At 70.8% G+C, this 10,819-nt stretch carries 9 protein-coding genes; 6 read left to right on the plus strand and 3 right to left on the minus strand.

Going from position 1 to position 10,819, the window contains the following annotated elements:
* Positions 1–52: 52 nt before the first annotated feature.
* Positions 53–751 (minus strand): hypothetical protein, encoded by a 699-nt coding sequence (locus BKH28_RS08850; protein WP_075418458.1) that lies wholly within the window; start codon positions 749–751, stop codon positions 53–55.
* 245 nt (positions 752–996) lie between these two features.
* Between BKH28_RS08850 and clpB the strand changes: the two genes are divergently transcribed.
* On the plus strand, positions 997–3,678 hold the full coding sequence (gene clpB, locus BKH28_RS08855; protein ID WP_075418459.1) for an ATP-dependent chaperone ClpB: 2,682 nt from the start codon (positions 997–999) through the stop codon (positions 3,676–3,678).
* Between the two features lie 131 nt (positions 3,679–3,809).
* Here clpB and BKH28_RS08860 read toward each other — a convergent pair whose 3' ends face one another.
* Complete coding sequence (locus BKH28_RS08860; RefSeq protein WP_075418460.1) at positions 3,810–4,841, minus strand: DUF3152 domain-containing protein; 1,032 nt, start codon at positions 4,839–4,841, stop codon at positions 3,810–3,812.
* Positions 4,842–5,330: 489 nt separating this feature from the next.
* Here BKH28_RS08860 and BKH28_RS08865 point away from each other — a divergent pair, with 489 nt between their 5' ends.
* Positions 5,331–6,134 carry a TetR/AcrR family transcriptional regulator gene (locus BKH28_RS08865; RefSeq protein ID WP_256695586.1) on the plus strand — a complete coding sequence of 268 codons (804 nt, stop codon included), beginning with the start codon at positions 5,331–5,333 and terminating at the stop codon, positions 6,132–6,134.
* A 157-nt stretch (positions 6,135–6,291) separates the two neighbouring features.
* Here BKH28_RS08865 and BKH28_RS08870 read toward each other — a convergent pair whose 3' ends face one another.
* Entirely contained in the window at positions 6,292–6,972 is a 681-nt protein-coding gene (locus BKH28_RS08870) for an HAD family hydrolase (protein WP_075418462.1), read from the minus strand.
* Positions 6,973–7,205: 233 nt separating this feature from the next.
* Here BKH28_RS08870 and BKH28_RS08875 point away from each other — a divergent pair, with 233 nt between their 5' ends.
* The 4 genes from BKH28_RS08875 to BKH28_RS13840 all read left to right on the plus strand — a co-directional run.
* Positions 7,206–7,502, plus strand: a complete 297-nt coding sequence (locus tag BKH28_RS08875; protein ID WP_075418463.1) for a PspC domain-containing protein — start codon at positions 7,206–7,208, stop codon at positions 7,500–7,502.
* Between the two features lie 164 nt (positions 7,503–7,666).
* Complete coding sequence (locus BKH28_RS08880; RefSeq protein WP_075418464.1) at positions 7,667–9,895, plus strand: NAD(+) synthase; 2,229 nt, start codon at positions 7,667–7,669, stop codon at positions 9,893–9,895.
* Between the two features lie 156 nt (positions 9,896–10,051).
* A complete protein-coding gene (locus BKH28_RS08885) occupies positions 10,052–10,543 on the plus strand; it encodes a hypothetical protein (RefSeq protein WP_075418465.1) in 492 nt (163 codons plus the stop codon).
* A 73-nt stretch (positions 10,544–10,616) separates the two neighbouring features.
* Positions 10,617–10,819, plus strand: a 203-nt coding sequence (locus tag BKH28_RS13840; protein ID WP_256695590.1) for an HAD family hydrolase, incomplete at its 3' end; no start/stop codon positions are given.

Raw genomic sequence — 10,819 nt, forward strand, 5'->3', positions numbered from 1 at the left:
ATTACGGCCCTACCGGCGGTTGAGGGGAGGGCGTGAGGTGCCGGACCGTCCCTCAATGGGCCGTCGTGAGGATGGTGGACACGATGGTGTCGACCTCCTCGGCGCTACCGGCCGTCACGGCGACGCGCACGTAGGTGCCCGACGACGTCGGAAGGGCGACGACCGCGCCTGCTGTCTGGACGCCCTGAACCTGCGCGGTCGAGGTGTCGACGGCGGCCTGCCCGTAGGTGGACTGCTTGGTGGAGTAGCCCGTCGGCGTGCCGCCCTGCCGGGTGATGGTCTCGTCCAGGCTCTCCTGGGACGGGGGCGTCGACGAGGCCTCGGCCTCCTTGGCGACCGCGGCGCTGCTGAAGGACGTGCCGCCGTTCTGTGAGAACCGGCCGTAGAAGGCGTCGGTGCCGCTGAGGCGCTGGGAGAGGGCCGAGGGATCCTGCCCCTGGGCCCGGGCGAGGAGCGCCTTCTGGGCCTCGGGAAGGGCGTTGATGTCCTGCCAGTCCTCGGGGACCGCGAAGGTGAGGCCGGAGGTTGGTGCGGTGATCGCCTGGTGGCCTGCCGGGATGGAGGGGGCGGCGCTGCCGGAGGTGCTCGTGCTGGGCTGCGCGGCTGCGCCGGCCCCGCTCGACGACGTCGCTGCGGCCGCGCCGGCCGGGCCGGTTGCTGTGGCCGATCCCGTCGATGAGGGGCTGCCCTGCGAGCAGCCTGCCAGGATGAGAAGGGTGGCCAGGGCCAAGGCGGCGCGCGTGGTTCTCATGATGTCTCCGAGGTGAGGGCGTGATCGTGACGCGACCATAGCGGCGTCGTCTGACAGTGGTGTTTCAAGTGGTCGGCTGGCATGTCGTGGGCGGCCGAGATGGCCGGTGGGATTCTGGCGATAACGACCCGAGGAGTAGCCCACGTCACTGCCGTTCCTGGAAGTTGAGTGGAATAGACTCAACTCTGCGAAGGTTGTGGTGACCAGAAGACGTAACACGTGACCACCTCTCGAAGGAGATCCGTATGGACACCAACTACACCACCAAGTCGCAGGAGGCGATCTCCGGGGCCATGCAGGCCGCCGCCGCGGCCGGCAACCCCCAGATCGAGCCCGCGCACCTGCTCGTTGAGCTCCTCTCCCAGCCCGACGGCGTCGCCGCCGGACTCCTGGCCGCCGTCTGCCCCGACACCGCGGCCCGCCAGGCCGTCGGCGCCTCCGCGCGCCGCATCCTGACCCAGCTGCCCGCCTCCTCGGGCTCCTCCATGACCCAGCCTCAGCCCTCGCGCTCCCTGCTGGCCGCCCTGGAGGCCGCCTCGACGGTCGCCAAGGAGCTGTCTGACGAGTACATCTCCACCGAGCACCTGCTCATCGGTCTGGCCAAGGGCGACGCCTCCGGCTCCGCCCCCACCGTGGCCCGCATCCTGGCCGACGCCGGTGCCACCCCGGAGGCCCTCATCGAGGCCCTGCCCCAGGTCCGCGGCTCCTCGCGGGTCACCTCCGCCAACCCCGAGGGCACCTACAAGACCCTCGAGAAGTACGGCACCGACCTCACCGAGGCCGCCCGGGAGGGGCGCCTCGACCCGGTCATCGGCCGTGACGCCGAGATCCGCCGCGTCGTGCAGGTCCTGTCCCGGCGTACCAAGAACAACCCCGTCCTCATCGGCGAGCCCGGCGTCGGTAAGACCGCCGTCGTCGAGGGGCTGGCCCAGCGCATCGTCGCCGGCGACGTCCCCGAGTCCCTGCGCGGCAAGCGCCTCATCGCCCTGGACCTGTCCGGGATGGTGGCCGGCGCCAAGTACCGCGGCGAGTTCGAGGAGCGCCTCAAGGCGGTCCTCAAGGAGATCAAGGACTCCGACGGCGAGGTCATCACCTTCATCGACGAGCTGCACACCGTCGTCGGTGCCGGCGGCGGCTCCGAGGGCGCCATGGACGCCGGCAACATGCTCAAGCCCATGCTGGCCCGCGGCGAGCTGCGCATGGTGGGCGCCACCACCCTGGACGAGTACCGCGAGAACATCGAGAAGGACCCCGCTCTGGAGCGCCGCTTCCAGCAGGTCTTCGTCGGTGAGCCCAGCGTCGAGGACACCGTCGCCATCCTGCGCGGTATCGCCCCCAAGTACGAGGCCCACCACCAGGTGACCATCTCCGACGGCGCCCTCGTGGCGGCAGCGGCCCTCTCCGACCGCTACATCACCGGCCGCCAGCTGCCCGACAAGGCCATCGACCTGGTCGACGAGGCCGCCTCCCGGCTGCGCATGGAGCTCGACTCCAGCCCCGTCGAGATCGACGAGCTGCGCCGCCGCGTGGACCGCATGCGCATGGAGGAGGCCTACCTGGACGAGTCCATCGAGGACGTCTCCACGGCCGACCCCGCCGACGTCGAGCGCCTGGAGCGCCTGCGCGCCGAGCTGGCCGACGCCTCGGAGGAGCTGGCCTCGCTCAACGCTCGCTGGGAGGCCGAGAAGGCCGGCCACAACAAGGTCGGTGAGCTGCGCGCCGCCCTGGACGAGATGCGCACCCGCGCCGACCTGGCCGAGCGCGAGGGCGACTTCGAGGAGGCCGGCCGCCTGCGCTACGGCGACATGCCCGCCCTGGAGCGTCAGATCCGCGAGGCCGAGGCCGCCGACGACGCCGCTGAGGAGGCCGCCGGCGAGCCGATGATCGCCGAGAAGGTCGGCGCCCCCGAGATCGCCGAGGTCGTGGGCTCCTGGACCGGCATCCCCGTGGGCCGGCTCCTCCAGGGGGAGACCGAGAAGCTCCTGACCATGGAGGAGGTCATCGGTGAGCGGCTCATCGGGCAGAAGGCCGCCGTGGCCGCCGTGGCCGACGCGGTGCGCCGCTCGCGGGCCGGCATCTCCGACCCCGACCGCCCCACCGGCTCCTTCCTCTTCCTGGGCCCCACGGGCGTGGGCAAGACCGAGCTGGCCAAGGCCCTGGCCGAGTTCCTCTTCGACGACGAGCGCGCCATCGTGCGCATCGACATGTCCGAGTACTCCGAGAAGCACTCCGTGGCGCGCCTCGTGGGTGCTCCTCCCGGGTACGTCGGCTACGAGGAGGGCGGCCAGCTCACCGAGGCCGTGCGGCGTCGGCCCTACTCCGTGGTCCTGCTCGACGAGGTTGAGAAGGCCCACCCCGAGATCTTCGACATCCTTCTGCAGGTGCTCGACGACGGCCGCCTCACCGACGGCCAGGGACGCACGGTCGACTTCCGCAACGTCATCCTCGTGCTCACCTCGAACCTGGGCAGCCAGTTCCTCACCGACCCGCTCACCAGCCCCGAGGAGAAGCGCAATGAGGTCATGAGCGTGGTCCAGGCCTCCTTCAAGCCGGAGTTCCTCAACCGCCTCGACGACATCATCGTCTTCGAGGCCCTCTCCAAGGAGGAGCTGGGCGAGATCGTCGGGATCCAGCTGGCCCGCATCGCCCGGCGCCTGACGGACCGGCGCCTGAGCCTGGAGGTCACCGACGCCGCCCGCAGCTGGCTGGCCGACGAGGGCTACGACCCCGCCTACGGGGCCCGGCCGCTGCGCCGCCTCGTCCAGCGCGAGATCGGCGACCGTCTGGCCCGCATGCTGCTGGCCGGGGAGGTCCTCGACGGGCAGAAGGTCGTCGTCGACAAGGTCGATGGCTCCGACGGGCTCACGCTGCGGGCCGAGGGCGAGGCGCACCTGCCGTCCGCGTCCTCGGCGGCATCGCCGGCCTGAGCCCGGCCCGCCGACTGAGACGACCGACTGAGCCAGTGGCCGCGACGGGCCAGTGACGGGCCAGTGACGAGGGGGCGGGCCCACCTGAGTGGTGGGCCCGCCCCCTCGCGCTGTCGGCGTCGTCGTGCGCCTCAGCCGGGCTTGTTGTCCTCGGTGGGCCAGGCGTTGTACACGCAGCCGCCGGCCAGGTCATGGCTCTGCTGGGCCATGAGCGGGGCCTTGAGGCCGGCCCCGGCGCAGAACTCGTGCTCGTGCCCGAGGAAGTGACCCACCTCGTGGTTGGTGACGTAGGTGCGGTAGGAGTCGACGTCGGGGAAGGTGACGGCGCCCCAGTTCCAGCGGTCGGAGTTGATGACCACGTTGTTCGCGTTGCGGCAGTTCCACATGCCTCCGGTGTCCAGCGGCGAGCACAGGGCGTCGGCGCTGGGCGGCGTGGCGATGTTGAGGGTGAAGTCCGCCGCGGCGGGGTCGGCCACCGGCTGGAAGGACGTGTTCTGCGCGGTGGACCAGCCACGCTTGTCATTGAGGATTCGCTCCACGATGGGGGCCGCCGCCGCGGCGTCGACGTGTGTGCCACCCTCGACCCGCAGCACGTAGCGGTAGACGGTTGCGGCCGCGGGCTGGGAGACGGGCACGGCCGGCGCGATCGTCCAGGTGCCGTTGCCGACGGCTCCGGAGTGCGCGAAGCCCTCGGCGTCCAGTCGTGGGGACGGGAGCGCCGAGGCCGACGGTGTCGGTGAGGCGGAGGAGGTGGCCGACGGTGATGGCGAGGCCGTACGGCTGGCGGACGCCCGGGCGGAGGACGGGGCAGCGGCCTTCGCCGGCGTCGTCGATGTCCTGGCGGAGGGGCTCAACGGCAGGGCGAAACCGGGGTGGAGCCCCCAGACTCGCAGGCCGACAACGATCAGGGCCAGTGCTACGACGAAGGACGTGCCGTAGAGGACTCGGTTGCGAGAGCGTCGGCGTCGCCGCTCTCGGCGATCGATGGCGAGGGCTCGCCGGCTGGAGGGATCGGGGGCGCCCGATGAACGACGATGCGTGGAGTGCTGGCCGGCCGGGTTGCGTCGATGACCGGCGGAAGTCCGACGGCGTCCAGATGCCGACGACGGGGCGCTGCCGGGGCGGGAGGGGCGCCGCGGCGGCTGCGGGGTCGAGGGGCGCATACGACCATCGTAGGGGTGCGCACCCGACCAACCCGTCGGGAGGGCGGCCGCGCGCTCAAGGTCACACGCGGCGCCATGTCCTGAGGGGTGGTGGTGACCCCGCACGCGTGGTGTCGGCTCTCTCCGGGGCGGGCCGGGCGTGACTCGCGGCCGGAGAGATTCACGGTCGGTATTTGAACCGGAAACAAGATTCTCGTAAGTGTTACAGAACTGTGATCACTGTGGCGCTGCCGTGCGAACCTGGGTGAAGTCATAAGAAGTTCTGGACGTTAACGGAGAGGAGTGGTGGCCGGCAAACCCAGTAGCCACAACAGACCGTGCGGTCGAAGAACTCTGTGCTGGTAGGAGCCGGTTAATTGTGTAAAAACCGAGACCAAGTCGTCACTCACGTCACGGGGAGGGCACATAGAGGTCACACTTGAGCGGATTATTCCGAAGAGGGCCTTTCTGCCTTGCAATTCCCTTACTGGAAGGTGCCATGATTCGGCCATGAACACTGTCAGTACCCCGACTTCGCCCCAAGCTGCCCCGGCTAGGCGGCGCGGACCCGGGCGCCCCCGAGCGGGCAGCGAGGACAAGCGAGCACGCATCCTCAACGAAGCCGTGGTTCTCTTCGGAGAGCACGGGTATGCCGGCACCTCCCTGGCCGACATCGCCAATGCGGCGGACATTTCCAAAGCAGGACTGCTGCACCACTTCTCCTCCAAGGACGAGCTCTTCGCCAAGGTGCTGGAGCGTCGTGACCGAGAGGACGCCCTGAGCATTCTCGTGGAGTCGCCGGCCGTCGATGACGATGCCACCGAGGTCCCCGTCGACACCGTCGGCAACCTGGACACCCTCGAGGTTGCCGGCGTCGCCGACCTCGACGGCAACCCCTGGGCCCTGCTGGAGCGCTACATCGAGCTGCTCGAGCGCAACGTCGCCCACCGGGACCTCACGGCGATCTACACCGCGACAGCGGTCTCGGTCCTCGACGCCGAGCACCCCGCGCACCGGTGGATGGCCAACCACCTCAACGGCGCCGTCGAGCGGTTCGAGTCCAGCTTCGAGGCCGGCAAGACCGCCGGGCTCGTGGACCCGCAGATGCCCTCGCGTCTCGTGGCGCGCAGCCTGGTCGCGCTCATCGATGGCCTCCAGCTGCAGTGGCTGTGCTCGACGACGCCCGGGACGGCCGCCGCGGAGGCCCTGTCCACTGACCTGGTGGCGGAGATCCGCCTCTACGCCGACTGCCTGCGCAGTCAGTGGGAGGTCCAGGAGACCCCGGAGACCCCTCAGCGGCCCAAGGCCGCCTGACGGTCTGAGGCGCCGCGTCGCACCGCGCTCGGCCCCTCAACGCATCCTCATCAGAATCCCTATTCATCCCATCCGGCTCGGGAACCTCGTGTTCCCGGGCCGGTCCTATGTGCGGGCGCCGGTCGTGAGCGGATGTCCTGCCCCGCGTCGGCCCGCTTCAGCGCTGCGCCCACAGCAGCAGGTGCGGGGTGATCGACGCCAGGTCCGGGACGACGACGAGTCCGGGGTCGGCCGGGAAGTGCTTGGTCGCCCCGATCTGCACGACGTGGATCCCGTTGCTCCGGGCCGAGGCCGCCCCCGTCGGGGAGTCCTCGACGACGACGCAGTCCTCGGGGCGCAGGTCGAGGCGCTCGACCGCCGTGGCGTAGGGCAACGGATCGGGCTTGGCCCCGACGCCGTCGTCACCCGAGACCAGGACGGCGAAGACGTTGCCGAGCGCGGAGGCCACCTTCTCGACGATCCGGCGCGGTGAGGCCGAGACGATCGCCTGGGCCAGTCCCACCTCCGACAGTGCCGAGGTGATCCGCAGCGCCCCGGGCAGCAGGGGAGGGGCGGCGCTCACGGATGCCTCGACGTCGTGCGCGATCGCCTCGAAGGTCTCCTGCGTGGCCGGATCGTCCCAGGAGCGGGTGGCGCCGGTGGCGGCGATGAGCTCGCGGGCCTGACGGATCGAGGCTCCCGTCATCTGGGCGACGAGCTCGGGGCGCGAGTCTCCGCCCAGGGCCTGGCAGTGGTGGATGAAGGCCTCGTCCCAGAAGGGCTGGGAGTCCATGAGAGTGCCGTCCATGTCCCACAGGACAGCGCGCACCGTGAAACCGGGGGAGGAGGCCGTAGTCACGTCAACCAGCCTAACGGTCGCATGCGCCGGTGCTCAGGTGGACTTCGGCGGTGGTGCGCGGCGCATATGGGGCCCGCCTCCCGCGTCGGCCCACCTGCACGGGAGAGCCGGGATGAACGCCGCGGCCCCATCGGGGCGAGCGGGCGGTCAGGGCGGGCCTCGAGAAACATCGGGGACATCTCAGGGTGCTCCCCGATGGTGGGGGACAGTCCTTGTCGCCCAGACTTGCGGACATGACGCAGCAGCAGTACCCCGGTCAGTTCAGTCAGTCCACCCGATCCGAGGGTGAGGGCGCCTCCTCCGGCAGGTCGGGCGAGTTCTCCCGCTTTCGGTCCTCCCTGCCCCGTCGTTCCCGTGAGCACCGCATTCTCGGCGGCGTCTGCGGGGGCCTGGCCGAGGCCTGGGGCATGCCCGTGACCGCGGTGCGCGTCGGGGTGATCCTGGCCAGCTTCCTGCCCGGCCCCATGTTCCTGGTCTACGTCGGCGCCTGGTGCCTCATGCTCGACGAGCCCGCCCCCGCCCAGTACTGACTGATCGGGGCTGCGCCCGCCTCGTCACCCCCGGTTCCACGGGTGACGCGGCGGGCGCAGTGTGTTGCTGGGCGGGTGCGTCATGACGCGCCGAGTGCCCACTCCGGCCGTGACACGAGGGCGGCGGTCTCGCGGGAAGGCGCCGTCGATGGGAGGATCGAGCCGTGACCGACACCGTGACTGCTCCTGCGACCGATATCGAGTTCCTGTCCGCCTACGACCAGGGCTTCGCCCGCGTCGCCGCCGTCACCCTCCCAGTGGTGCCCGTCGACCCGGCCGCCAACGCCGCCGCCATCATCGAGCAGGCCCGGACCCTGGCCGACGACGGTGTCTGCCTGGCCGCCTTCCCCGAGCTGTGCCTGACCGGCTACGCCATCGACGACCTCCTCCTGTCCGACGTTCTCCTGTCCGACGTGCTCACCGCCATCGAGACCCTGCGTGCCGCCAGCGCCGACCTCCTGACCGCCCTCGTCGTCGGCGCGCCCCTGCGCCTGGGCGACCGCCTCTACAACTGCGCCCTGGTCATCCAGGGCGGACGGGTGCGCGGCGTCGCCCCCAAGTCCTACCTGCCCACCTACCGGGAGTTCTACGAGAAGCGGCACTTCGCCCCCGGTGACGCCCTGCCCGCCGGGGTGGAGAGCATCGAGCTGCCCGGCGTGCACAACGGTTACGGCTCCAGTGCCGAGAGCACTGGCGGCGTCGACGGCGTCGAGCCGGTAGCCCGGGTCCCCTTCGGGGCGAACCTCCTGTTCGAGGTCGACGACGTCCCCGGCCTGACCTTCCACGTCGAGATCTGCGAGGACATGTGGGTGCCCGTCCCGCCCTCCTCCGTGGCGGCGCTGGCCGGGGCGACGGTCCTGGTCAACCTCTCCGGCTCACCCATCACGGTGGGGCGGGCCGAGGACCGTGAGCTGCTGGCCCGCTCGTCGTCGGCCCGGGGCCTGGCCGCCTACGTCTACGCCGCCGCCGGTCAGGGCGAGTCCTCCACTGACCTGGCCTGGGACGGTCAGACCCTCGTCTACGAGAACGGGGAGCTGCTCGGCTCCACCGAGCGCTTCCCCGACGGGCCGCGCGCCACCGTCGTCGACGTCGACATCGAGGGCCTGCGCGCCGAGCGCCTGCGCCAGGGGACCTTCGCCGACAACGCCCGCACCCTGAGCCCCCCGGTCGCCGGCGCCCCGGCCGCGGCCACCATCTTCACCGACCCGGCGGCCTTCCGGCGCATCCGGATCAGCGCCGCCGACCTGGCCGCCCCGCGCGCGGACATCGGCCTGCGCCGCCGCGTGGACCGCTTCCCCTTCGTGCCCGACGACCCGGCCCGCCTCGCTCAGGACTGCTACGAGGCCTACAACATCCAGGTGGCCGCCCTCGTCCAGCGCCTGGGAGCCATCGGCAACCCCAAGATCGTCATCGGCGTCAGCGGGGGCCTGGACTCCACCCACGCCCTCATCGTCGCCGCCCGCGCCATGGACCGCCTGGGACGGCCGCGCTCGGACATCCACGCCATCACCATGCCCGGCTTCGCCACGAGCGCCGGCACGCGCCGCAACGCCGAGGACCTCGCCGTCGGCCTGGGCTGCACCTTCGAGGAGCTCGATATCCGGGCCACCGCCACCCAGATGCTCACCGAGATGGGCCACCCCTACGGCGAGTACGCCCGCACCGGGGTCCTGCCCGAGGGGGTGAGCGAGCGCGAGCTCTACAACGTCACCTTCGAGAACATCCAGGCGGGGCTGCGCACCGACTTCCTCTTCCGCATCGCCAACCACCGCGGCGGCATCGTCCTGGGCACCGGGGACCTCTCCGAGCTCGCCCTGGGCTGGTGCACCTTCGGGGTGGGCGACCAGATGGCCCACTACGGCGTCAACGCCGGCATCCCCAAGACCCTCATCCAGCACCTCATCCGCTGGGTGGTCGCCGAGAAGCTGTTCGACGACGCCGTCGGGCGCACACTGCTGTCCATCCTGGACACCGAGATCAGCCCCGAGCTGGTCCCGGCCGAGGCCGGCGGCGCCATCCAGTCGACCCAGGCCAAGATCGGCCCCTACGCCCTGCAGGACTTCACCCTGTGGCACGTGCTGCGCCGCGGCTCTCGCCCCAGCCGCATCGCCTTCCTGGCGCACAAGGCGTGGGCGGACGCGGAGGCCGGGGACTGGCCCGAGGGACTGCCGCCGACGGAGAGGGTCGCCTACGACCTCCCTGAGATCCGTCGCTGGCTCGAGCTGTTCCACCGGCGCTTCTTCACCAACCAGTTCAAGCGCTCCACCCTGCCCAACGGGCCCAAGGTGGTCGCCGGCGGCTCGTTGTCCCCCCGCGGCGACTGGCGCATGCCCTCCGACGCCGCCGCGACCGCCTGGCTGGCCGAGCTCGAGCGCAACGTGCCCCGAGTGTGAGGCCCCGCGAGGAACCGGGGTCACCGTCCTGTAGTGTGAGGTGAGGCATAAGCGACCGGTTCGGTTGGGGTGCGAGGCCCCTTCCGGGCTCGGTCGGCACCCGCCCCGTTCCGACGTCGTCCCCGCCCCAGCAGCAAGGAACCAGCGTGACCGAGCATGAGTGAGAACAGCCAGACCGACGCCGGGGCCACCGAGGCCGGCGGGGCCTCCGGGGAGGATGACCGCCGGCGCGAGTACACCCACTCCATGGGCAGGTACGTCACCTGGCTCATGGTCATCGCCTGCATCCTCTACCCCGTCACCCGGGGGATCGCCTCGATCCCGTTCCTGCTCGTGGCCATCCTCCTCATGGGAGGACGGGCCGTGATCGAGCGGCAGGTGCGCCGTGAGGTCCGTGACCTGGAGGAGGCCGAGCGCCAGTACGAGCTCACCCGCAACCCCGAGTACCTGCGGTCCATGACCCAGCACGCCGAGGGACTGCTCAAGGACAACAAGATCCTCACCCCCGACTCACGCAGCCTCCTTCACGGCTACGCCCAGTGGGCCCGCGAGCGCCAGGAACGCCAGGAGCGCCAGCCCAAGAAGCAGGCCAAGAAGCAGGCCAAGAAGGCCCGCAAGGTGAAGACTCAAGTCCTCGACGTCTCCTAGGCGGCTCGTGAGGCGCAGACCGACGACTCCGAGGCGACCGACATCCCCCGGGACCTGAACGGAAAGGACTCCCATGCCACGCAGGCTCATCTCCACCGATCTGGACGGCACCATCGTCTTCAACGGGACGATCTCGCTGCGCGACCGCGAGGCCATGGCCCGGTGGCGGGCGGCCGGCAACCTCCTGGTCATCAACACCGGCAGGTCGGTCTCGGCGCTGGAGCACGTCGTGGTGCCCATGGGCCTGGAGTTCGACAACGCCATCCTCTACACGGG

This window comes from Actinomyces oris (assembly GCF_001937665.1).
In the GTDB taxonomy this organism is placed as follows: domain Bacteria; phylum Actinomycetota; class Actinomycetes; order Actinomycetales; family Actinomycetaceae; genus Actinomyces; species Actinomyces stomatis.